Source organism: Allorhizobium undicola ORS 992 = ATCC 700741 (assembly GCF_000621665.1).
GTDB classification, from domain to species: domain Bacteria; phylum Pseudomonadota; class Alphaproteobacteria; order Rhizobiales; family Rhizobiaceae; genus Allorhizobium; species Allorhizobium undicola.
Genome location: NZ_JHXQ01000006.1, coordinates 134978 through 159328 on the forward strand (window position 1 = coordinate 134978; position 24351 = coordinate 159328).

Annotated in this window: 22 protein-coding genes; 12 read left to right on the forward strand and 10 right to left on the reverse strand. The window is 53.6% G+C overall.

Annotation, left to right across the window (positions count from 1 at the left end; genetic code table 11):
• Window positions 1–59 precede the first annotated feature (59 nt).
• From T424_RS0109010 to T424_RS0109045, 8 genes are all read right to left on the reverse strand, one after another.
• Window positions 60–809: a sulfotransferase gene (locus tag T424_RS0109010; RefSeq protein WP_027487432.1), complete on the reverse strand. Its 750-nt coding sequence runs from the start codon at window positions 807–809 to the stop codon at window positions 60–62.
• A 133-nt stretch (window positions 810–942) separates the two neighbouring features.
• Window positions 943–1731, reverse strand: a complete 789-nt coding sequence (locus T424_RS0109015; protein WP_027487433.1) for an ABC transporter permease — start codon at window positions 1729–1731, stop codon at window positions 943–945.
• 3 nt (window positions 1732–1734) lie between these two features.
• Entirely contained in the window at window positions 1735–2643 is a 909-nt protein-coding gene (gene nodI, locus T424_RS0109020; RefSeq protein ID WP_027487434.1) for a nodulation factor ABC transporter ATP-binding protein NodI, read from the reverse strand.
• A gap of 10 nt (window positions 2644–2653) precedes the next feature.
• Window positions 2654–4363 carry a nodulation protein NodU gene (nodU, locus tag T424_RS0109025; RefSeq protein ID WP_027487435.1) on the reverse strand — a complete coding sequence of 570 codons (1710 nt, stop codon included), beginning with the start codon at window positions 4361–4363 and terminating at the stop codon, window positions 2654–2656.
• Between the two features lie 241 nt (window positions 4364–4604).
• Entirely contained in the window at window positions 4605–5222 is a 618-nt protein-coding gene (gene nodS, locus T424_RS0109030) for a nodulation methyltransferase NodS (RefSeq protein WP_027487436.1), read from the reverse strand.
• A gap of 18 nt (window positions 5223–5240) precedes the next feature.
• Window positions 5241–6599: a chitooligosaccharide synthase NodC gene (gene nodC, locus T424_RS0109035; RefSeq protein ID WP_027487437.1), complete on the reverse strand. Its 1359-nt coding sequence runs from the start codon at window positions 6597–6599 to the stop codon at window positions 5241–5243.
• A gap of 12 nt (window positions 6600–6611) precedes the next feature.
• Window positions 6612–7262 (reverse strand): chitooligosaccharide deacetylase NodB, encoded by a 651-nt coding sequence (nodB, locus tag T424_RS0109040; RefSeq protein ID WP_027487438.1) that lies wholly within the window; start codon window positions 7260–7262, stop codon window positions 6612–6614.
• Entirely contained in the window at window positions 7259–7849 is a 591-nt protein-coding gene (locus T424_RS0109045; RefSeq protein WP_027487439.1) for a NodA family N-acyltransferase, read from the reverse strand. Before T424_RS0109045 ends, nodB begins: the two co-directional genes overlap by 4 nt.
• A 1069-nt stretch (window positions 7850–8918) precedes the next feature.
• On the opposite strand from T424_RS0109045, the gene T424_RS0109055 reads away from it, so the two are divergent.
• The 7 genes from T424_RS0109055 (at window position 8919) to nifA (ending at window position 15597) form a co-directional block, all read left to right on the forward strand.
• Entirely contained in the window at window positions 8919–9239 is a 321-nt protein-coding gene (locus tag T424_RS0109055) for an iron-sulfur cluster assembly accessory protein (RefSeq protein ID WP_027487441.1), read from the forward strand.
• A gap of 293 nt (window positions 9240–9532) precedes the next feature.
• On the forward strand, window positions 9533–9916 hold the full coding sequence (gene nifW / locus T424_RS0109060; protein ID WP_027487442.1) for a nitrogenase stabilizing/protective protein NifW: 384 nt from the start codon (window positions 9533–9535) through the stop codon (window positions 9914–9916).
• A gap of 181 nt (window positions 9917–10097) precedes the next feature.
• Window positions 10098–10949 (forward strand): electron transfer flavoprotein subunit beta/FixA family protein, encoded by an 852-nt coding sequence (locus T424_RS0109065; protein WP_027487443.1) that lies wholly within the window; start codon window positions 10098–10100, stop codon window positions 10947–10949.
• 17 nt (window positions 10950–10966) lie between these two features.
• The gene (locus tag T424_RS0109070) at window positions 10967–12076 is read left to right on the forward strand and encodes an electron transfer flavoprotein subunit alpha/FixB family protein (RefSeq protein WP_027487444.1); all 1110 of its coding nucleotides are present in this window, start codon (window positions 10967–10969) and stop codon (window positions 12074–12076) included.
• Window positions 12077–12087: 11 nt separating this feature from the next.
• Window positions 12088–13395 (forward strand): FAD-binding protein, encoded by a 1308-nt coding sequence (locus T424_RS0109075; protein ID WP_027487445.1) that lies wholly within the window; start codon window positions 12088–12090, stop codon window positions 13393–13395.
• A 12-nt stretch (window positions 13396–13407) separates the two neighbouring features.
• Window positions 13408–13707, forward strand: a complete 300-nt coding sequence (locus tag T424_RS0109080) for a ferredoxin family protein (RefSeq protein ID WP_027487446.1) — start codon at window positions 13408–13410, stop codon at window positions 13705–13707.
• Window positions 13708–13857: 150 nt separating this feature from the next.
• Window positions 13858–15597, forward strand: coding sequence for a nif-specific transcriptional activator NifA (gene nifA, locus T424_RS0109085; protein ID WP_027487447.1), 1740 nt, complete (start codon window positions 13858–13860; stop codon window positions 15595–15597).
• 396 nt (window positions 15598–15993) lie between these two features.
• Here nifA and T424_RS0109090 read toward each other — a convergent pair whose 3' ends face one another.
• Window positions 15994–16497: a MaoC family dehydratase gene (locus T424_RS0109090; RefSeq protein WP_027487448.1), complete on the reverse strand. Its 504-nt coding sequence runs from the start codon at window positions 16495–16497 to the stop codon at window positions 15994–15996.
• A gap of 1437 nt (window positions 16498–17934) precedes the next feature.
• Here T424_RS0109090 and T424_RS0109110 point away from each other — a divergent pair.
• The 5 genes from T424_RS0109110 (at window position 17935) to T424_RS0109125 (ending at window position 22489) form a co-directional block, all read left to right on the forward strand.
• Window positions 17935–18966, forward strand: coding sequence for a helix-turn-helix transcriptional regulator (locus T424_RS0109110; protein ID WP_027487449.1), 1032 nt, complete (start codon window positions 17935–17937; stop codon window positions 18964–18966).
• Between the two features lie 498 nt (window positions 18967–19464).
• A complete protein-coding gene (locus tag T424_RS22510) occupies window positions 19465–19686 on the forward strand; it encodes a hypothetical protein (RefSeq protein ID WP_154664860.1) in 222 nt (73 codons plus the stop codon).
• Window positions 19687–19738: 52 nt separating this feature from the next.
• Complete coding sequence (locus T424_RS0109115; RefSeq protein ID WP_027487450.1) at window positions 19739–20713, forward strand: LysR family transcriptional regulator; 975 nt, start codon at window positions 19739–19741, stop codon at window positions 20711–20713.
• 391 nt (window positions 20714–21104) lie between these two features.
• On the forward strand, window positions 21105–21650 hold the full coding sequence (locus T424_RS22025) for a hypothetical protein (protein WP_084268449.1): 546 nt from the start codon (window positions 21105–21107) through the stop codon (window positions 21648–21650).
• A gap of 230 nt (window positions 21651–21880) precedes the next feature.
• On the forward strand, window positions 21881–22489 hold the full coding sequence (locus tag T424_RS0109125; protein WP_051558897.1) for a nitrogen fixation protein NifQ: 609 nt from the start codon (window positions 21881–21883) through the stop codon (window positions 22487–22489).
• Between the two features lie 388 nt (window positions 22490–22877).
• Here T424_RS0109125 and rpoN read toward each other — a convergent pair whose 3' ends face one another.
• The gene (gene rpoN, locus T424_RS20615) at window positions 22878–24332 is read right to left on the reverse strand and encodes an RNA polymerase factor sigma-54 (RefSeq protein WP_051558898.1); all 1455 of its coding nucleotides are present in this window, start codon (window positions 24330–24332) and stop codon (window positions 22878–22880) included.
• Window positions 24333–24351 lie beyond the last annotated feature (19 nt).

Here is a 24351-nt window from a genome sequence, read left to right on the forward strand (position 1 = left end):
TTTCTTGTTTTCGCAACGGAATTTCCCGAAAACCGGTCCCCACTTTACGGGCCGATACTCTATAATGCTACGTCAAGCTCGAAGAACCTTTCATAGGGTCCGCCTGCGAAGTGACGCCGCAACTCTTCGAAGTTTTCGACCGTTTCGGACAACGGTCTATTTTCCATGCGCTGAAGGTTAGAATGGCCAGAGAGTTGGAGTGCTGGAACGCCCAGAAATCGCCCAACCGCCTCCAGGCATTCCGCCGGCTCACGAAGGAGCTTCTCGTATTCGACCTTAAGCAAGCTGGTCGAAGCGTAGGACTGCCCGACTCGATCATGAAAATCATCGGCGGCCTTGAAGTAATCCTTGCAATCGGAAATCGATAATTGCACGGACGGCGGCGGAGGTGTGTCTTCGTCCGAACCAAATTTCAACCACTGGCGGCTTTGCCTTGCCTGCACCAGCGATCGCAGCGACTCCAACGTGTTTCTGCGGGACAAAAGGATAACCTTGAGCCCTGGCCAACGGGCAAGCTCATCAAAAAACTCCGGACGCTCCTGAAACTGAGGTTCATTGATTTTACACCCAACATGGGTAATCCGCCTGCCACTGCGCATGGGAAAGCGCAAGTATGCAAGTTCGAGCAGATCGCGATCGGTACGCAACAAGCGATCTTTATCAGGCCAATTGGGATCATACACATTGAGTAACTCACCGTTACTCAGGACGTTCGGGTGCGCATTCAGCAATTCTTCAAGATAGTGCGTTCCTGTCCTTGGCATTCCAAGAATCGCAAATGGCTGAGGAGCCGTTACGGTGTGTGTCATTGCATATGTTCCATGTTCTGCTCTCCAGCTCATGGTGCCCGGACGGAGCACACTTATCTTATACCAAGGCTCGAAGATGCTCACGTATCCCCAGCTTGAAGATTTTTCGAATATCTCCGTTGCGTCAGTAGTGTCAGGACATCAGACGGCGACGTAACAGTGCCAGAGACACGAAGAAGGGCAAAACTGCATAAAGGAAAAGCGCGCCGATGTGCAGGCCCATGTTGTCCGCCGGACGTCCAAGCATTGCCGGGCGGATGAGATCGATTGCGTGTGCAAGTGGCAAGAACTGCGATACTGACTCAAAGGCCTGCGGCAGCTGCGTGATCGGGAACACAGCGCCACACAGGAACAGCATTGGCGTGAGAACGAGCGTCTGGTAGAAAATGAAATAGTCGTAACTGGGCGCAAGCGCCATGACCACCATCGCCAGGCTCGCAAATGCAAATCCCGTGAGCAAGATGACCGGCAGTGCATAAAGGATGGACAGCCACGCCGCATAACCCAGCATGTTGGCTACAATCATAATTCCCGTCCCAGCGAGAAATGCCTTGCTGGCCGCCCATGACAATTCACCGAGAACAATATCGCCGAGCGTCAGTTGTGTGCAGAGGATCGATTCCCAGGTGCGCTGAGCGTTCATCCGTGCGAAAGCTGCGTAAATCGTCTCAAATGTCGCGGATGTCATCGCGCTTGTCGCCACCATACCGCCTGCCAAGAACGCAACATAAGACGTACCATCAACTTGACCGACAACAATCCCCAGTCCAAGACCCAGGCCGAACAGGTAGATAATAGGATCGGCCAGATTTCCGAGAATTGACGCAAGCGCCACCTTTTTCCAGGCCAGATAATTTCGTCGCCATACTGCAATCCAGTTCCAAGCATTCGCGGGTAGAACCGCGGCACAACCTTCACCCATGGTTCACTTCTCCATCTCACGCCCGGTTAGCCGCAAAAACACATCCTCGAGATTGGGGGGGCGCTGCAGGACGCGCAAACCTGCACGCTCTTGTAGCTGTACACGCACCTGCTGCGGATCGGAGGCGTAACAGAACAGTGTCTCGCCGCTCACTTCGATACGATTGGCATATGGTCTTATCAAAGATTGTAGTTCATGCGGGTTGCCGCCGTAGATCTCGATGACCTCGCACCCGATCAGTTCATCGATCAGCGCTTGAGGACGCCCTTCCGCGATATTGCGGCCCCGTTCAAGCACACATAGCCGATCACACAACCGCTCAGCCTCCTCCATAAAGTGGGTGGTCAAGATAATTGTCTTGCCACGCGCCAGCAGGGAACGCAGGCGCTCCCAGATTAAATGGCGCGAATGCGGATCGAGGCCGGTCGTTGGCTCGTCCATGACAAGCAACTGAGGATCATTGATCAAGGCACGTGCCAATGTCAGGCGCCGCTTCATACCGCCTGAAAGTTGAGAGACGCGCGCATCAACCTTGCTCTCAAGCCGGGCAAATTCAAGAAGCGACGGCATGACCGCTTTGATCTCGCGTGTGCTCATGCCAAAGTAGCGCCCGTAGACCAGCAGGTTTTCGCGCACAGTGAACTCAAGGTCGAGATTGTCAATTTGGGGGACCACGCCGATGCCCCTTCGGGCCAAGCGAGCCCTTGCCGGCACCGGCAGACCGAGCACAGTAATCTTCCCCGCATCAGGCAACATCATGCCGAGGACCAGACGCGCAATCGTGCTTTTGCCTGCGCCGTTCGGTCCAAGCAAGCCGAAGCATTCTCCCCGGGCAACGCTGAACGACAGCCCGTCTACCACCACCTTGTCACCATATGCCTTGCTGACGCCGGACAGATCAATAGCTACCATGGCCCTGCCCTCATATTGCCGTGACGGCGTCATAAGCAGGCACTTCTTCGGTCCCGCATGTTTTCGTGAAGAGCTGGCCTTCGCACCATATATGTTCTACACCTCCCCACGCGCAGGCTGCCGCTGCATCGGGGAAAAAGCCCCGTCCATGGTAATTGGCGCTCGTGTTGCAAAGCAGCGGAATGCCCGTGAGTTTTTCATATTCAACGAGGAGTTCGGCGACTTCATGTTGAGAATGTCTGGATATTGTCTGAAGTCGCGCAGATCCATCAAGATGGACAACAGCCGGAATTTTGTCCTGCCATTCCAAGCGTGTCTGATGATCGAACAACATGTAGGGGTCCGGAGTGCCCGGGCTGAATATATCCGGCGCGCGGTCCTCAAGGCATATTGGCGCTACTGGCCGGAAGTGTTCGCGAAATTTGACGTCGTTCAGGAAATCCTTCATTTCCGGCGAGGTAGCGGCTGCGAGAATGCTTCTGCCTCCCAAAGCTCGAGGTCCAAGTTCGGCACGCCCGGAAAGAAAAACCACGGGCTTGTTGCTAGCAAGAATGGCGGCAAGTTCCTGGATGCTGCACAGGACAGCCTTCCACCCCGCCGGCACATGCCCGGTTTGCAAGGCAGGACCACTATAAACCGACCATTCCAACGGCACGAAGCCTTGTTGCTCCACCATCGCACAGCAAGCCGCACCGATTGCAGAGCCGCTGTCATTCGGAAAAGGCGGCACCCACACAGCTTCGAATAGCCCGGCCTCACGGAGCGCACTGTTCCATTTGATATTGAGGCCGCAACCACCCGCAATACACAAGCGTTGCGGTCCCGGAAACGAATGGCGTGCCAATGCATTTGTCATTTCTCGAACAAGGAGACGCTCGAGGAAGAGATGAAACGATGCAAGCACATCTTCCGGTGCCTTGCTCCCCAATCGAACCACACTAGCTTCGAAGAAATCGTGCACAGCCGCAAGCGAAGACTCGGCATCGGTGATGTTGGCGCGATAGCGACTGGCAAGCTCCGTATCGGCCGCAAAGTGCACCTCATAAACCTCTTTAAAGACGGCAACGATATCTTCATCAACCGACCCAAGCGCGATATAGGCCATGAGCTTACCGGCAATTCCCAGGTCCCAACCTCCCGGGTTCGCCTTCTTGTAGGGTCCGAAATAATGGCCCGCCGCAGCGTATGTCTGGCCTATGACCGGGAACAGGCTTTCAAGGAACCGTGCGCCGCGGCCGTCCACATGATAAAGGCGCGGAAAGATACAGCCGTCCCATACAAGGCAGAATGCGGGCTGTCCGGTCTTGGCAAAGGGACTGGTGCAATATGCGGAGATCACGTGGCCGGTAACATGGGGATAACTCTTGTAAGAGAAAGCACGGTCGTCGAGAAGCAAACCGGAGCCGGCAAAACATTCGAGAAGGTCTTCGGCATTGCGTTCGACATAAGGCGCCCCCTTGAGAGTCAAGGAAGTCACTCCACTGAGGACCTGGAACTGTGATTCGTTCTCACCATCCCAGCCGTCGATAACGAATTGATCAATGTCGCGCGGATGAAGACCGTGTTGCGCCAAAGCGGAGACGACTGCGTCGAGTTTATCTATTGTTTGATAACGCGGATTGTTGTCGCGCTTCTCCTGCTCAACGCAAAAGACGAGTCGTCCATGCTCGACCAGCGCGATCGCCCCGTCATGGGTCAGCTTGATACCACAGATGCGCATAGTGTCTCCTTGTCTAAAGCGTGTCGCGATCTTTCAGATTCGCTCATGGCGCTTTAAGTCATTGTTTTGGCGCATGTCGTTATCGCAAAACCGCTGCACAATTTTGCGCGACATGCTTTAGAGCACTTCTGGTGAACACGGGGTCCCCCGAATTGCTCTAACGTCTTGTTTCGGCGCATTTCCGGACGCAAAACCGACTACACTTTTGCTGGAAATGCTCTAGGTCGACAATTTTAATTCGTCACGAAACAGAACCCGGCTTCCGGAAACGGGCCAGCAAGCAGTCTTCGTTGGCTGACTCACCACGGCACTCAAGCCGCTCTACCTCGATCAACGTTTCGTTCAGAATAGCGATGACCGTCTCAGCACCAGCGACGTGACCCCAGCGCCGGCAATTGGCGTCGCGCGCCGATCCGAAAACCAGATGTCCACCTGGCGCAAGCGTTCGCACCATATTGCGGACAGCCAGCCGCATCTCGGCTATTTCTCCAACATAGTAGAGCACTTCCGCTACAACGATCAGGTCGAACAGCTCATCACTTGAAAACTGTTGAACATCGGAGACTATCCATTTGATGTGCGGCGGATCTTTCATCCGTTGGCGCGTTCTCTCAATGGCGTGAGGCACAATATCCATCACGGTGAGACGTTTACAGTGGGGTGCCAGTTGCACCGTGAAGGCGCCAGCAGCGCACCCCACTTCGAGCGCATTTGAGATAGATCCGTGGGCAAGCGACAACTGGAGCATTTGCGTGTGACGCTCACGCTCGAACGGATTGGCATCAAGCCCCCATGGATCGTGCGCCGCCAGTTCCCGATTCAGCAATTGATAATTGTCGATCTGCGTCAACTCTTTCACTCCCGGCTAAAGTGGCGGTCAATCGTCGCTGCAAGTATATTCAGATGTCACCAGCCTCGAAGCATCGCGGGCAAGATTGAGGCTTCGAAGCGTCGAGGCCTGTCCCGATACTCCTGAAGTGTTTGCTTCAGTTTTCCGACGCCGGACGTGGCCCTGCTCTCCCGCGCTCTTCGAGGGGGTGGCAGCAGAGTTGCGCGACAGCCAGTCGCTATTGCTCAATGTGCATAAAGCGTAGGCCTTCAAGGGCAGCAACAGAAAGATGTTGATGAAGGTGTGCAGAGAAAAGCCCAGGAATCGAAGTTGGCGGGCTCGAAGCGCTGTAACACTACAGCGAATCATAGTCATGGCCGCAATCATCAGGATGGTCCACCACGGCACGGTACCTGTCATTGCGCTCTGTGCCAGTCCCGTCAGTACCGATAGCGCCAGAAGCAGTGGCCCCAGATTTTGTCCAACCACGTCCAGCGTCAAAAAACCATTCAGGCCCGGCAGTAGACGCAGCCCAAGCAACGTATCCCGGAACGTGCTGCGTGCCCAGCGTAGTTGTTGACGCAGGTACGGCCCTAGCCTGTTTGGAACCACTGTCGCTGCGATGGCGCCTGGCACGTACTCGGTTCTAAAGCCTGCCTTCAGCATGAGAATGGTGAGATGACGATCCTCACCGAAATCACTTGGCTTGCCTCGAAAAAATTGTGACTCGTACTGGTCCAGCAGCAAAACGAGTGCTGAACGACGATACATGGCACAGGGACCGCAACAGCACATAACGGCGCCAAAGCGAGCCTGTGCCGCACGCTCCTCGTTGCAAGCCAACCAGTATTCCATATCGATCAAGCGGGTGAGCCAACTATCGTTTCGGTTGCTGGCCGTCAACTGCCCCATGGCCGCGCCTACGGCCGGATCTTGCATCTTCGGTACAAGCTTTGCGATGACATCGGGCGCTAACATCGTGTCGGAATCGACGTTTAACACCAGATCGCCAGCAGAGCGCCGTATCGCGGCGATCTGCGCCTTGCGCTTTCCGACATTGTGGGGAAGCAGAATGATATTGAACCTGGGATCGAGCGCGAAGGTCTCGTGTACAGGTCGCAAAGCATCGCGATTGCCAGAACCGTCATCGACCACATAGACGCGGATTTCCCCGGCATATTCCTGATCTGCAATCGAGGCCAAGCACTCAGAAAGCGTGCCCGGGTCTTCGTTGAAGCAAGGGACAATAACATCCACGCTCGGCAACTGGTCGAAGTCGGACGGGCCGTGCGATGCAGATGAATCATATGCCGGTCGAGAGTAAACGACTTGCATGCTTTTATAAGCAGTCGCGAGCAGCGCATAAAGCGAGATGGCGACGGTGCCGGTTGTATCAAGCAGGTTCATGGGACCTCTTCTTCAGTGACTTTGAGGAAGCGAGCGGACTACATAGCCGCGGTCATGCAAGGCTGGAATTATGCTGGAAAGCGCCATGACGGTCTGGCTGCGCAGATTGCGAAAAGTGCAGGGGTGCAACTCGCTGAGAGGACATCCGTCGTGCAAGAGTACAATGGCTCCGGGTCGGACAGAGTCGAGCACTGCACCGACAATGGCGTCGACCCCGGGGCAGGACCAGTCACGGGGGTCTACCGACCAGTGGACACCGGTTAGCCCGGCATTCGCCGAAGCCTTGAGCACTTCATCGGTCCAGATGCCGTACGGAGCTCGGACATGTCGGACCGAGGCCTGTGGTGCCGCCGTTTTAATGGCTCTGCTCGCCTCCAACAGTTCACGCTCTACTTCGCCGGGTCCACATTTCGACAGGTCAGGATGAGTCATCGTGTGGTTGGCGACTTCGTGCCCATCTGCAATTATGCGCTGTATTAGGCTCGGCTGACCGACTACGCACTGACCAATGACGAAGAAAGTTGCCGACACCCGATGTTCAGCCAGTACATCCAGTATTGCCGGAGTAAAAATTGGATGAGGACCATCATCGAACGTCAAGTAAACGCTGCGCTGATCTGTGCCCTCACTGCGCACCTCAGACAAGCAATGGAGACCCGTCATAGCTCAGGCCCGTTGCGGTCGATCATCGTACCGGCAGGCCAGTCCGAGATCGATCGACCCACTGGCAGAACGATCACAAGCGCATCTTCAACGCGCGTGGGCGGCTTGTCGATACGGGCGTGTGGCAGAGTAGATCTTACACTAAGTCCCGACATAACATTCACCAGACTGTATCGCCCAAACATCTCAACGTGTTTGCGCATCTGGTCGCGAACTGTTCCGAATGCGAACGGGACTTGAAGCTCCTGTAGTGTAGGAAACATAACACGGATCGAATGGGAGATTCCCAACCCCTCAAGATCCCGACGTACACCATACAAACCAAGCTCAGCCACCAGGAGGTCGACACCGTCAACCTTGATAAAACGGCGCAGCAAGCCCATGTGCGCCGCGACCCCACTCGCATCGTAGGCAATCGCACGAAGCTCGGGCCTTGCCCCAGCCCAGCTTTGACTGCCCTCGAATGGCTTGGCATTGAACGCCCCAGTCGGCCCATATGTCTTTCGAAAGAACTCCGTGAGCTCGATATGGTCGGAGAGTTCCAGTTCGTTTTCCCAACAGAGACGCCATTCAACCCCAGAGCGCATACAAAGATTCCTTATTGGTTGCTATTTTCCAGAAGCGCACGGTCACGTGATCCAAAACTGCAGGCGAATTTTGCAGATCAGAAGATGTCGTCAGCGATCACAATGACATGCATTCGAACGGCAGAACGCTGCAAACCACCACGTTCCAGAGATGCTGAACTGTCTCACAACTTCCAGCCCTTCCTGCGCCACTCGCAAATGTGCCATCGACGATCTTGATGCCCGTCAAGTTATAGGCTTCTAATGCAGCAGACCGATGAATTCGTAAAATCGATTGTTTGGATGGCATCCATCCACGACATGCATAAGACCTTGATCCAGCCCCCAAGATCAGGACTGACTAAATCCAACCATAGCGATTACTGCGATGGTAATGGCAGCCATAAAGATGTCGGCGCGAGGTCATACGGAGTTGCGATGCGCCGTCAGTTCTTGAGCCGCCCGAATATGTTCTCGATCTTATAATACGGCTGATTGAAAATGAATCTTGGTATTCGCTTTTCGAATATCTCAAGCCTCAGACGCAGTTGAGATATTCGAAATCCCTTCAAGGTGAGGATGCGTTAGCATCTTCGCCCTTGGTATTATGGCGTTGTTTCTATTTTGTTTTGCAGAATAACGCAGGCTCTTTCCTGCCCTTGCGGGATGAAATGCAGGACGTCATGCTCTTCGTTTTGAGAGCGGCGTACTGCATAATTCCTTAAATCGGAATCGATTTAAGGTGAAAATTATGCAGCAGATTTAAAGTATTACAGCGCCGTGCGTTTGATAAAACGCACGGCGCTGTAATACCGTCGCTTGCCGCCAAGTGACTGAAAATCCCGTCAAAAAGACCAGGCTCTATCCATCGGCAGATACAGCTGTGAAGCCTCTTGCGGCGGCCGTTACGCTTGCAGGTCAGATGAACGCATGGACTACGGTCGATTCCGTTTGTCCCATGTTCGACGTTGTCGGGAATGGGACAAAATAGATGCCTGAGCCATCATGTTGTTTATACATGTTTTCTCTTTTTGGCACGGTAGATGCTCGCTTAGCCTCGAACACATCCAGAATGAGGAGAGACCGACGCATGATCACGCTCACCGAGAATGCCGTCGCCATCATGAAAGCTGCGCTTTCCCGAGCGGCCAAACCGACGGAAGGTTTTCGCATCACGATTCAGGCAGGAGGCTGCGCTGGTTTTAAGTATTTGATGGGCCTTGAAGAATTGCCAAGGGAAGACGACACAATCATCGAGGCCCATGGGGTTAAAATTTTCGTAGACGTAGCGTCGCAAACGCAAATTGACGGTATGATAATCGACTTCGTGACAGGAATCGATTCCGCCGGATTTGTCTTCGATAATCCAAATGCGCGCGAAAAGTGCGCCTGCGGCAAGTCCGTTGGCTGATCACCTGATGTGAAAAAACAGCCACATGGAACCCTTGGGGAAACAGTCGGGCAAGGCTTATAAAACGCAATGAATGCCGCGTTCTTGATACCGCTGAGATCGGCGTCATCTTTTCTCGCAAATCGCTTGAACTGACGACCACAATCGTTGCCGACCCGGAAAAGATCATTACGGCGAACCCGATCCTTGCGCTTCAGGTCCACCTCTCCAAGAAAAAGTGAGGCTGCAACACCCCTTGAACCCAACTCCTATCTGCGGCCACGATGGTCCCTTTGTCTATGCGGGAGAATACAATGAGCAAGTGTTCTGATGAAAGCCATAATATCGACTTTAATGATGCCCTCGCACAGCTGAAGCGTCTATCTGCTGCAGAGGAGTTCTTCGCGGTCCTTGGCGTCTCCTATGACCCCAAGGTGCTCGACGTCTCACGTTTGCATATCATGAAGCGCATGGGCCAGTATCTCGCCGATGAGGATTTATCCGGCCTGCCCGGCCAGGCGATTGCCGCTCGAACCCGTGCCATGCTGGAACGCGCCTACGAGGATTTCGCGACTTCGCCTCCACTCACGCACCGGGTCTTCAAGGTACTAAAGGATCACGATCCGGGCAACCCCACCATCCCACCCACCGCCTTCGTCTCGTTAGAAACCATCCTGAAACCGTTCAGGAAGGAATAATTCGTCGCTATTAAGACACAAAAATGTCGCTAAAGAGACAAGTAATTACTGAAGCAAAACGCATTTCGTGGAAAACACCTTTTTATCAACGGTATATAGCGACGAAAACATTTGGCACGAATGCTGCATGGAAGGAAAAGTGCAAGTCAGCCATTTCAATGGTAGGGAGTAAGCAACCACTATGCACATCGTAATCTGTATTAAGCAGGTGCCGGACTCCGCACAAATACGAGTCCACCCGGTGACGAATACAATCATGCGTCAGGGGGTTCCAACCATCATAAATCCCTATGACCTGTTTGCCCTGGAAGAGGCTCTTCGGTTACGCGACCGTCATGGCGGCGAGGTCACAGTGCTTACCATGGGACCGCCTATGGCAGAGGACGCATTGCGAAAGGCGCTCACTTACGGTGCCGACCGCGCCGTTCTTTTGACCGACCGGCATTTTGCCGGTTCCGACACTTTGGCGACCTCATTCGCTCTTTCTCAAGCTATCGCGAAGATCGGAGAGACCTTCGGCATGCCTGACATCGTCTTCACCGGCAAGCAGACGATCGACGGCGACACCGCCCAGGTTGGACCAGGTATTGCCAAACGCCTGAACCTCCTGCAGCTGACATACGTGGCGAAGATTGTCTCGATTGATTGCAATGCCCGAGAGATCACGGTGGAGCGTCGCTCGGAAGGAGGCACACAGACGCTGATGAGCAAGCTTCCTTGCCTCATCACAATGCTGGAAGGCACCAATGAGATACGCCGTGGCTCCCTCCACGACGCGCTACGCGCTGCGCGAAGCCAGATCGTTAAGTGGAGTGCAGCAGACGCAGACATAGAAGATCTCGCCAAATGCGGCCTGCGCGGCTCTCCAACCGTCGTTAAACGCGTCTTCGCCCCGACGGCGCGAACCGAAAAGGCAGAGCAAATCGACACCACCGAAAAGTCGCCGCGCGATATTGCTGACGACTTGATCACCGGAATCTTCTCGCGACAGCCGGTGCTGGAAAACGAACTCGCCTTCAACGGCGACGATTGAAGGCAAGGAGCGAAGAGATGTTGAACACGAAACGCGACACCCCTCCTCCAGCCGCTGGCCGGGCCGGCATGAAGAAGGAGTTGCCAGAGCATTTCAAGGACTATCGGCATGTTTGGGTCTTCATCGAGCTGGAGCGCGGTCAGGTCCATCCCGTTTCTTTTGAGTTGCTCGGCGAAGGCCGCAAGCTCGCCGACAAGCTGGGCGTTGAGCTTGCCGGCGTAGTCCTTGGACCGCCAGGAGAGGCTACCTGGTATGCCGTCGCCGAGGCCTTCGCATATGGCGCCGACCTTGCCTACATTGTCGAGGCGCCGTTGCTCACCGATTATCGCAACGAGCCTTTCACTAAAGCACTGACGGATCTCGTTACTGTCTACAAACCCGAAATTTTGCTTTTGGGTGCGACGACCCTTGGCCGCGACCTTGCCGGTTCCGTGGCGACGACTCTTTTGACAGGGCTAACCGCTGACTGCACCGAACTCGACGTAGACGTGGATGGTTCGCTCGCGGCCACACGACCGACTTTTGGCGGCTCCTTGCTATGCACGATCTACACGCTCAACTGCCGCCCGCAGATGGCCACCGTACGCCCACGGGTCATGGCCATGCCGGAGCGCATGAACAAGCCAATCGGGCGTGTCATTCAGCATGAAGTCCCTATGGTAGAAGAAGAGATCGTCACAAAAGCCCTCAGCTTCCTGCCTGATGGCCAGTCGCCGACCGCCAATCTCGCCTATGCCGACGTCGTGGTTGCCGGAGGCCTCGGTCTCGGCGCTGCGGAGAATCTGAAACTTGTGAAAAATCTCGCACGAGCGATTGGGGCCGAATATGGCTGCTCGCGCCCGCTGGTCCAGAAAGGCTGGATGCCGGCAGATCGGCAGATCGGCCAGACGGGCAAGACGATTCGGCCGAAGCTCTATATAGCAGCGGGCATCTCAGGTGCCATCCAGCACCGGGTCGGCGTCGGGGGAGCTGATCTCATTGTCGCAATCAACACCGACCCAAACGCGCCGATTTTCGATTTTGCTCACCTCGGCGTCGTAACGGATGCGATTCGCTTCCTGCCGTCATTGACGGATGCCTTCACCCATCGGCTGTCGCCGCACAATCGCGACAAGCTTGCGAATTGAGGAGTATGGCCATGACCGAAGAAAATTTTGACGCTATAGTTATAGGGGCCGGCATGGCCGGTAACGCAGCCGCGTACACCATGGCGAGTCGCGGCCTAAAGGTGCTTCAGCTGGAGCGCGGCGAATATCCGGGTTCCAAGAATGTCCAAGGCGCCATCTTGTACTCGAATATGCTGGAGAAAATCATCCCGGACTTTCGAGATGATGCACCGCTGGAACGTCATCTGGTCGAGCAGCGCTTCTGGATGATGGACAACACATCTCATATGGGGATGCAGTACCGGTCGGATGATTTCAATGAGTCAAGGCACAACCGCTATACGATCATTCGCGCCCAGTTCGACAAGTGGTTTTCGCGCAAGGTGCGCGATGCCGGAGCAGTGGTTCTTTGCGAGACGACGGCGACGGAACTCGCTCGTGACACCGACGGGCGGGTGATCGGCGTTCGCACCGACCGAACCGGCGATTTAATCCTTGCGGACGTTGTCGTGCTCGCCGAAGGGGTAAGCGGGCTTCTCGGCACCCGGGCTGGCTTGCGTGAGACACCCAAACCAGAACACCTGGCACTCGCAGTCAAGGAAATGCATTTCCTGCCTGAGGAGGTGATCGACCAGCGGTTCGGCCTTAGCGCAAACGAAGGCTGTGTGATCGAGGCAGCCGGCACAATCTCCCGCGACATGGCCGGGCTGGCCTTTCTTTATACCAACAAGGAATCAATCTCGATCGGCATCGGCTGCCTCGTCTCGGATTTTGCCTCGACGAGGCAGCCTCCTTACGAGCTGCTCGAAGGCTTCAAGAACCATCCCTCTATCCGGCCGCTGATTGCAGGTTCCGAAGTCAAGGAATATGCCGCTCATCTCATTCCGGAAGGTGGTTACAATGCCATCCCGCAGCTCTTCGGTAACGGCTGGGTGGTCGTAGGCGACGCAGCGCAGCTCAACAATGCGGTGCACCGCGAGGGATCCAACCTCGCCATGACGTCAGGGCGCCTTGCCGGTGAAGCAATTCATCAGGTCAAGAAACGGCAGGGCCAAATGACGAAGGAAAACCTCGCCCTCTATAAATCAATGTTAGACAAGTCTTTCGTCATAAAGGACTTGAGGAAGTACAAAGACATGCCCGCCCTGCTTCACACCAATTCGCGCAATTTTTTCATGACTTATCCCCAGTTGCTGTCGCAGGCGGCACAGAATTTCATTCGTGTCGACAGCACTCCGAAGATCGACAAGGAACGGGCGGCCACGGCCACTTTCATCAAGGCTCGGTCGCGGTGGGGGCTCGTGAGTGACGCAGTTCGCTTTGCATTCGCCTGGCGATGAAGGAGAGATGGGATGACGATTGCTGTTACCAATTTGCGCGTAGAGGACAAGCTCTATCAGAACCGCTATGTTGTCGATTCAGGGCGCCCGCACATTAAAGTTCGACCGCACCTGTGGCCTGGTGCCAATCTCTTTGCCCTGACGAGCATCTGCCCGGCCAAATGCTACGAGTTGAATGACAATGGCCAAGTGGAGATCATCGCGGACGGGTGCATGGAATGCGGCACATGCAGAGTCCTTTGCGAGGCAAGTGGTGAGATTGAGTGGAATTACCCCCGAGGGGGCTATGGCGTGCTCTTCAAGTTCGGATAAGCGCGCAAGCCGGAGCGAGTATCATAAACAGCATGAGTTTGTTCAGATTGTCAAAAGCTTGCACGCAAAGACCGTGGAATAATATGCTTCCAGAGTTCAAAGGGAAAGGGCTGCTTGGGAGGAGCAACTGACCACCACTGAGGAATTTCAATGGCTCACATGCTGCATGGTCCGTTCGACAAAGGAGGGCGGCCTGAATCAGTCATCAAAACGAATACGGATATCTTCGTAAGTGGAATTTACCAGATATCGAAAGTCCTGGCCGCACCCATCCGGCTGGAGATCACGCTCGTCAATGTCGTGAACATCCTCTCCTCGATGCTGGAAATGCGGCACGGAGCAATCGTCGTCCTGGAAAATGAAACTGACGCAGAATTTATCGCGACTGCGGGAATTCCACCCTCGCCTGAATCCGGCGGCCGAGCCATATCGCGAGCCACAATCGACGAGATTATTGCTACCGGGGCGCCAGTTGTCCGGGACACATGCGAGGTGGAAATCTTTCAGGCCGATCTTCAAGCGCCGTCAAAACGCAGTAACATGCCCACTCGTTTTATCTGTGTTCCGATAAAAGCCGAGCGCAAAATTCTTGGAGCACTATCGATCGTTCGTCTTGGGGGTACTGCCGTCAACCTCCCCTATGACGATGACGTACGCTTTCTCACAATGATCGCCAACCTTGTCGGCCAGACAATCTGGCTCCATCGTACACGTGTCATGGATGCCGCACGGCTTACGGACGAGCAATGCACAGATGAGATATCATCCCACGGTGGGAGAAATGACATCGGCGGCCGTCTGCCAGACAAAATCGATTGGATCGTCGGGGAAAGTCCCGCTGTCAAGGCTGTACTCACAATCGTTTCGGCCGTGGCTCCGACCAATACCACCGTTCTGCTGAGAGGCGAAAGCGGCACTGGCAAGGAATTCTTTGCACAGGCCATCCATGAGCTTTCACCTCGAAAGAAGAAACCTTTCGTAAGGCTGAACTGTGCCGCACTGCCTGAAGGTGTTCTGGAGTCGGAGCTGTTTGGGCATGAGAAGGGCGCCTTCACCGGGGCTATTTCGCAGCGTGCAGGTCGGTTTGAACTGGCAAATGGCGGAACTCTGTTGCTTGATGAGATCGGCGAAATCTCGCCTGCATTTCAGGCCAAGCTGTTGCGCGTATTGCAGGAGGGTGAACTGGAGAGGGTTGGCGGCACCAGAACGTTAAAGGTCGATGTTCGGCTTATATGCGCCACCAACAAGGATCTGGAAACGGCCGTCGCCAATGGAGAGTTCAGGGCCGATCTTTATTACCGCATTAACGTAGTGCCAATTGTGTTGCCGCCGCTTAGAGATCGACCTGGCGACATTTCTCGCCTTGCGAAGGTTTTTATCAAGCGCTTCAACAAGGAGAATGGCCGCGACCTCTTCTTCGCGCCGTCGGCGCTTGACTTGATCTCGCATTGCCGCTTCCCGGGCAACGTCCGTGAGCTTGAAAATTGCGTACGCAGGACCGCAACACTCGCGCAATCAAGGATCATCAGTGCGTCGGACTTTGCCTGCCAGCACAACCAGTGCCTCTCTTCGCTCCTGTGGAAAGCAGGCGGATTGAACGGCACCAGCGCCATCAATCAGCTCGCTGGAGAAATAACAATTTCGGATGGCTCCCCACTCTCGTCCACGTGCGCCGACGCCCCGGTGAGTGCTACCTCCCCCAAAGCTTGTAATCCGGACGATCCTGCTTGCCCTGCAATAGGTGCGCGTCTGACCGGGCGCGAACGGCTGATTGATGCGATGGAGAAATCCGGTTGGGTCCAGGCCAAAGCGGCTCGCCTCCTCGGCCTCACGCCACGTCAGGTTGGTTACGCTCTTCGCCGATATAAAATCGAGGTGAAGAAGTTATAACTCAACTGCGACGTGAACCAGCAGGGCCTTCCTGTCCCTCCGCCCCTAGAGCCTTTCACTGTTTCACGGAAACGGTGAAAGGCTCTAACTGTCTGTTTCGACGCATTCCGGACGCAAAACCGAATAGACTTTTGCTGGAAATGCTCTAAAGGAAATCGCATATGACCAGCAAGCATGTCGCGCAAAAGTGTGCAGCGGTTTTGCGATAACGACATGCGACAAAACAATGACTTAAAGCGTCAGGAGCGAATCTGAAAGATCGCGACACGCTTTAAACCAGTTCTGCTTCATGAACGCTGGGGTTTCCAGCAAAACTGTGTGATTTTGCGTCCGGAAATGCATCAAAACAAGGAGTCAGAGCAAGGCAGATGAGCCCGTGGTCTGAGGACAATGCTCCTAATCCGGGACGCTGTGGCCCTGCTCGGACATCAGCTTCGCGTCGATTTGGATGATTGTCTGCCAAATTGCACTTAATGCGGGCTTCCGTTCTCCATCGATTTCCACTCTCGCGTCATATGTAATCATCAGCATATTGGCGGCACAGAAACGGGCGTGGACCATAGTGAAGCGGCCGCGTACACGTGCGCCGCTCTTGACCGGCGCCATAAAACGAATTTTGTCGAAACCGTAATTGATGGCCATCGACATCTCGCGGATCTTCGGCAGGCAATTGTAGTTCATCGCCGTGAGCAGTGAGAGAGATAGGAAACCATGTGCGATGGTGCCCCCGAATGGCGCCTCCATTGCTGCGCGAACCGGATCGGTGTGGATGAACTGGAAGTCTCCCGTCGCGCTAGCGAATAGATCGATGGTCTCTTGTGTCACAGTGATCCAGTCGGAGACGCCTATCTCCTTGCCGATCAGGTCTTTGACGTCGGAAAGCAATATTTCTTGCAGCATGTAGTCATCCTGATGAGGCCCCGTGGCCGAACGCTAATTGCTATACTAAGGCTCGAAGATGCTCACGCATCCTCACCTTGAAGATTTTTCGCTATCTCAATTGCGTCAGGAGCTTGAGATATTCGAAAAGGGAATACCAAGAGTTATTTTCAATGACCCTTGACATTAAAGCGTGTCGCGATCTTTCAGATCCGCTCCTGACGCTTTAAGTCATTGTTTTGTCGCATGTCGTTATCGCAAAACCGCTACCCACTTTTGCGCGACATGCTTTAACTCGTCTTGTTATAATGGCATTTGAGCATTTTTGATGAATTGATTGTTTGGATGGCATCAATCCAGATCATCGATATACTCGACCTTTGCAGATCTTTCTCTCAGGTCGTTCTTTTGCCGCAATCTCGCGCACTAGCCAAGAAAGGTCGCAACGCAAGCGAGATGTTTTCGAATGTGCGAGAGCCTGCTTTTGCCTGTTGCGTGCTTCGTAATGCTTGAGCAGAAACTGGCAGATATTCCACATGAATTGGCATATAATCGAAATACTTCAGATTTATATTCTGCTAATATAGGTCTAGGGCCTTTATAAAATCAGGTTCCATGTGCATGAAGTGACCACAACACTGGGTCAGAGGTCAGCGCTCATGGAGTGAATTTGACATTTCCTGTCCATTTGCGGAGATCTCACGGATGAAATGTTAAATTTGGAAACTCCACGAGAACCATAGATTTTCTAGTGGTTTTCATAGTTGTGTCATTGGCTGTGGAAAGCTCTGCACAGGATAGAAAGTGTCACAAACAAACCACTAAAGCATGTCGCGCAGAAGTGTGGGGCGGTTTTGCGATAACGACATGCGACAAAACAATGACTTAAAGCATCAGGAGCGAATCCGAAAGATCGCGACACGCTTTAAAGGCCTCCGTTCCTTCTTCAATATGGCCGCTGGAGGCTGTGTAATGCCAAGGCTCGAAGATGCTCATGCATCCTCACCTTGACGATTTTTCGAATACCTCAATTGCCTCAGGGGCTTGAGATATTTGAAAACGGAATACCAAAAGTCATTCTCAATGGCCATTGGTATAACATCGATAAGCAGCTATTCATCCAGCTCATGAGCCTGTAAAATAGGCGGCGGCTACGGGCGACTCCAACCGCATCCTTAAAGAGCGGGCGATGAACTTGGGCTTAAGGTCGGCACCTTCGAACTCCTCAAAGGGCATCATGGTCAGCCTCAGCCGCGCTTGACCCCAAGATCAGCAAGGATTGCTTGCAGGTTGGGAGAGCCTTCTGTCAAATGGGTCGTCAGCGCAGGCAACCGCCCGGATCGGCGGCCGGCATTATCGCCAGCACGCTGCATTCGAATACCCGCGCGTAGCTTGCCATCAGGTCTTGAGACATTGAATGAGCAGAAATAAAGCGGCAATACTGAACCTGGAGAATACATGATGGAAATGAGCGCCGATAATGCCGTTTTTCGAGATCGTGGTTCAACATTCGATAGCATGATCGAAACCCTCGGAGGGGTTTTTGGCACGTTCACAGCCGAGCGCCTCGGCAATGCTGAAGAAGACTTTCATTGGGGGATAGATCTGTCGGCCTGTGAAAGCGCTGGATTGATTACGGGTTACCATCAGACAGGATTTCAGTTCCGCGCTAAATGGTGTTCCAATCCACCAGGGCACCTTTCAATCGTTGTTCCGCGCAGAGGTGGCATGGGTATCACCTACGGTTCCCGCATGGCTCAGGCCCAAGAAGGAAAAATGCTTCTTTATAGAGTTCCCGAGCCAGACAGCATTTCAATGCACGGGCAATCAAATCTGATAGACGAATTAGTCTTGGATTGGTCTTTGATTCAACGGACCATAGGCGAAACATTCGATATACCGTTTAGCGGCTCTCTCGAGCTTTTGCCTGAAATGGATATGTCAACACCAGCTGGCAGAACAATCCGCAATGTCACGGAAGTCATGATCGAAGGAATACGCGATAATGGCCCCCTCATTCAGTCTCCCGTAGGCATGGCACATATTACGCAGGCACTCGCTGACCTGGTAATCAGGATGGTGCCTCATCGGTTATCGCATCTACTGAATAAGAAGCCTCCCATGATTGCTCCCGGACATGTCCGCCGCGGGATCGAGTTCATGTGTGCCAATATTCACCAGCCGATAACAATGTCAATGGTGGCGGACGCAGCAGGTGTTTCTATCAGAGCGCTCGAAATGGGATTTCGTACCTTCAAGGACACGACCCCCGCAGCCTATCTGCAGATGCTCCGCTTGCGGGCTGCACGGCAGGATCTGCTTGATCCAGACAATCGTATGCTGCTGAAAGAAATCTGTCTCAAATGGGGATTTTTTCAGTTCGGAAGGTTCGCCGCTACTTACAGGGCGCACTATGGCGAGAACCCTTCTGAAACAAGGAAACGCGTCTGCGCTCCAATTATCGCACATCATCCTGACAACGCGAATTGACGAAGGACGCTCACGCGGCAAAGACGATCCAGCTTGCGCAGTTTGGAAGATGCGATGCCGTAAGTTACAGTGCCGTGCGTTTTGTCAAACGCACGGCACTGTAACGCTTTAAATCTACTGCATGATTTTTACCTTAAATCGATTCCGATTTAAGATATTATACATTAGAGCACTTCCGGACGCAAAGCGAATACATTTTGCTGATACTCTAAAGCGTGTCGCGATCTTTCAGATTCGCTCATGACGCTTTAAGTCATTGTTTTATCGCATGTCGTTATCGCAAAACCGCTGCACACTTTTGCGCGACATACTTTAACCTCCACATACCAAATGATCGCGGATGGTGCTTTGACTTCTCCTCGTCCGTGTCTGTCTCGTTCAGCCGTTGGATGCGGCCGGCGGGCGTCTACTTCGCAGATGAAATTCGCAACCGAGTCAAAGGAACTAGCTGTTCGTTATCGCCGTCTGTGATGCACTGGGGTTCACCGGCAGAAACTCTTGACCGAACAAATCGAGCTACCGGCGCGCGATGACGAAAAGGCAGGTCGTTCTCGTGAAGAAAGCCGCGCCATGCGAGGTTGGGCCGATCGCATTTTTCAAGTAAAGCGTGTTATTAATCCGACGCTGCATGTTCAAAATCCAGTTGGATATGCAATTTGCGAAGAAAAGTATCCAGGCTGGGGCTCCTGCTGTGAAAATTTCAATTTATATTATCACTGAAGAATGCTGTTAAGTCTGGATAGTAAAGCATCCACGCTATGGATAGAGAAATATGCGTTTCAAAGGCCTCGATCTAAACCTTCTCGTCGCGCTCGACGCCCTGATGACTGAGCGTAATCTCACGGCAGCGGCACGCAGCATCAATCTCAGTCAGTCGGCCATGAGTGCGGCGGTCGGGCGCTTGCGCACCTACTTTCGAGATGATCTCTTTACGATGGCTGGTCGTGAATTTATCCCTACGCCGCGTGCGGAAAGGCTTGCCCCAGCTGTCCGCGAGACTCTGATGCACGTTCAGCTCTCGATCATTTCCTCGAAGCCGTTTGATCCGGTCCAATCAGATCGTCGCTTCAGGATCATCCTTTCTGACTACGTGACGCTCGTGTTTTTTGAAAGGATCGTGGAGCGTGCAGCGCGTGAAGCTCCCGGCGTCAGCTTCGAATTCAGGCCACCCAGCGACGACAACGAGGACCTACTCCGGCGCGGTGAAGTCGATCTTCTCATTCTCCCGGAGATCTTCATGTCGGACGCACATCCTCGAACGAAATTGTTTGAGGATGTGCATGTGTGTGTCGGCTGTCGCTCAAACAAGCGGCTGTTACGGCCACTGACATTCGAGAGATACATGTCGATGGGGCATGTTGTGGTTCAGTTTGGCGATACACTGAGGCTGGGTCTTGAGGAACCGTATCTAGTGGGACTTGCTCGAAAGAGGCGGATTGATGTCGTCGTACACGGGTACAGTATGATTCCGCCCATGCTGTTGGACACGGAGCGGATAGGGACCATGCCCCTACGCCTGGCGCAGCATTTGACAAAGACAATACCGCTGCACATCACCGAGCTACCGCTGCCACAAAGCCTGCCGTTCACCGAGGCCATTCAATGGCCTGCAGTTAACAATAATGATGCGGGCAGCCTTTGGCTGCGGGAAATGCTAGTTCAGGAAGCGTCCCGTATAGGTTCGCAGCTTGTCACGTACGACACCCTTATCGACCGGACCAGTCCGAAAATGTCGCTCGTCGAATGATTGGAAACACTCGTTTCCCTGCACATTGACGCGGACAAGTTCGATACCGCCAGTTCAAATTGGAAGTTGATCAGGCGAAGACTTCGAGAAAGTGGAACGACTGAAGATCAGAGATATTCGCCTCTTCGGTGCACTGAAGCAATTTAGAGCGCACACGGTGAAGATATTGGGAGCAGATTCAAGAGACAGAAGTACCGCATCTCATTTTTCCAGGATCGCTCCGAATGTAATAGTCTCTGCGAAGATTTTCATGCCCTCCGGGCGCGAACCCAACTGGTATGGTCCTTGCCTCTCACTCCGAGGCAAGCGCAGGCGGTACCGCCTGGTTGGAGTCTCGGCCAATAATCGACATCCAGACAACTGGATGCGCACTTTAAGGGGATGATGAAAGATGACGTGCATTGTCGGTTTAGTCAACAACGGGTCAGTTCACATTGGCGGCGATAGTGCCGGTGCATCTGGCCAATCACTTACCGTCCGAGCAGATCGCAAGGTCTTCCGCAATCAAAACTTTATCTTCGGTTTTACCACCTCTTTTAGAATGGGGCAGTTGTTGGCGCATTCCTTTAAGCCGCCAGAAAGGCATATCGAAACTGATGTCTACGTATTTATGGTCACCGAGTTCGTGAACGCGCTCCGTCGATGCCTGCAAGATGGAGGCTTCGCACAGCGCCAAAACGAAGTCGAACGCGGTGGTACCTTCCTCGTCGGCTATGCCGGGCGACTGTTCAAGATCGACATGGACTATCAGGTCGGCGAACCTGCCTGTGGCTTCGACGCCTGTGGATGCGGCCAACAAGTAGCACTCGGCGCGCTGTTCGCATCGCCCCATTCTCCGCCTCACGAAAGGTTGACGATCGCTCTCAATGCAGCTGAGCGCTTTTCTACCGGCGTTCGCGCCCCGTTTCACTTCGAAACACTGGAAGCATCCGAATGAGGTGCGCCGAAACAAGACGTTAGAGCAATGCAGGTGAACCCGTGTTCACCGGAATTGCTCTAGAGTATTCGTTATGATCAAGCCTCTGCCGCAGTTGAGATATTCGAAATCCCTTCAAGGCGAGGATGCGTTAGCATCTTCGCACCTTAGGATAAATCGCCATCACTGAGAATGAAAGGACAAGCAGCATGTCAGATCAACGTCAGGTGCGCATTTTTTCGCGAAAGGGAATGATCCGGGGCACGCAAATATGCTATCAGCCCAGTGAGCGAAGACACTCACAATCGTCCAGCACCAGTGGATGGCCGCGAAGGGACTTCGAGTGGGATTTCGATGAACATGTGCTTGCCTGCGTTCTTTGGCGTGCGCTCGAAGAAGTGGAGGCCGGCGAGGCAACGGCGACCGAGGCAACAGGCCTTTCGCGCGCCGAGTTGCTGGATATTCTCTCTTGTATTTTACCCACAAGCTTCATTCATGGCTTCTGCATGGAAGAATGGAACGACGCCGAGCAAGGCATGGAAGAACAACTTCTGCGGCGTCTGCTACTGAAAGATGCTCGCCCCGCCGACCCCAAGAGCGCCCGCTTCGCCAAGATCATTGCCCGCCGCGCCTTGCGCGATGGCCATCTCTGGCAGGAACTCGGCCTCGTCGATCGGTCTGAACTCAGTCGCCTGCTTGCCACGCATTTCCCGAGGCTGGCGGCAGGAAATACAAATAACATGAAATGGAAGAAATATCTATACCACAAGCTTTGCGAGGCTGAAGGCTTTTCACTCTGTGTCGCGCCGAGTTGCCAGGAATGCAACGAATTCAAGAGTTGCTTCGGCTCAGAGGAATAATAGAGCATTTCCAGGCGCAAAACCGAATACAACTTTGCTAGAAATTCTCTATCTCTAGAGCGCGCCGGTGAACAAATATTCACCGGACGCGCCCCAAGCTTTTACATTATCGCATTTTCAGACGGAAAACCGTCACTACACTTTTTTCGGGACAACGCTCTTATACCAATGGTCATTGAAAATGATCCTTGGCATTCATTTAGGAATACATCAAGAAAATAACACAGTTGATGTGTTATAAGTTTCTTCAAGTCAAAGGTTATTTACTGCATATTTACTTAAATCAGAATCGACTTAAGATAAAAATTATCCAGCACACTTAAAGTGCTACAGCGCCGTGCGTTTGATAAAACGCACGGCGCTGTAGCATCTTCGAGCCTTGGTATAATTAAGCCTTCGACCGCAATTGAAGCCGCACCCAATTTTCGCGGCGTCGCTGTACGGAGTTAGGAATGTTCATCGCCTCCCGATACTTTGTCACGGTGCGGCGCGCAATGCTGATGTCGGTTTCCTTCAGTCGAGTGACGATTTCATCGTCTGAAAGCACTGAACCTTCTGTTTCTGCGCTGATAATAGCCTTGAGGCGATGGCGGACAGCTTCAGCGGAATGCGTTTCGCCGCCTTGAGTGGAGGCAATTCCGACTGTGAAAAAATACTTCAGTTCAAAAACTCCGCGAGGAGTGAGCATGTACTTGTTCGATGTTACTCGACTGACGGTCGACTCGTGCATGTCAATCGCTTCCGCGACGGTCTTAAGGTTGAGCGGGCGAAGATGGGCGATGCCATGCTCAAGAAACACATCCTGCTGGCGGACGATTTCAGTCGCTACCTTGAGTATCGTTTTAGCTCGCTGATCGAGGCTGCGAACCAGCCAGCTTGCGTTCTGGAGGCACGCGTTAAGGAATGCCTGATCTTCTGAATTGTCTGCCGTCAGGCGAGAGACTTCGGCAAAATAGGTCTGGTTGATCAAGACTTTGGGAAGCGTATCCGGATTGAGCTCGATTTGCCATCCCCCTCCAGGCGAAGGCAGAACCCACACATCGGGTATGATATAGTTCGGGCCTCCGGATTGGTATCGGTTTCCGGGCTTGGGATCAAGTGTGCGGACTTCATGCAACATGTCGAGCAGGTCTTCTTCGTCCACTCCGCAATGGCGCATCAAAGCCTGAAAGTCGCGCTGCGCCAGCATATCAAGATTGGCGACCAAGGCTGCCATTGCCGGGTCAAACCGGTCCCGCTGACGCAACTGTATCTCCAGGCATTCGCTGAGGGTTCGAGCGAAAATGCCTGGTGGATCAAAAAGCTGCAAGGTTTTAAGAACTCGCCCTACATCAGCCTCTTGGGCATTCAGTCTACCGGCCATTTCCAAGATGTCTACATGAATATAGCCGGTATCTTCCAGATGATCTGCAAACTCGCCAGCGATTAGCCGCTCCTGTGGAGTGAAGGCAGTAAGGGCGATCTGACGAGCGACATGATCGTGCAATGTTTCCGTTGAGGCAGCAAACTCTTCGAAGCCGGGTCTTTCGCTTGCGGCGGCGCTGTCTGTGTCGCGGATCGACTTCCATTGCCCGAGAAGCTCCGAGGCCTCGCCCCTCGGCCCATTTGCGCCGGGTTCTCGCGCGCAGATATTTGGATTTCCCCCCGGAACCGACGATAGATCGCTATTGGTTACATTATCGTCCGACGCCAGTTCCAGGAATGGATTCTTCTCTATTTCCTGGTCGATGAACTGATGTAGTTCGGCGTGCGCCAGTTGCAGCAGGCGGATCGACGCGATGAGTGCGGGCGTCATCACGAACGATTGCTGCTGACGCTGAAGAATGCCTACAAAGGACTCCATGAAGAAACTCCTGTCGCGC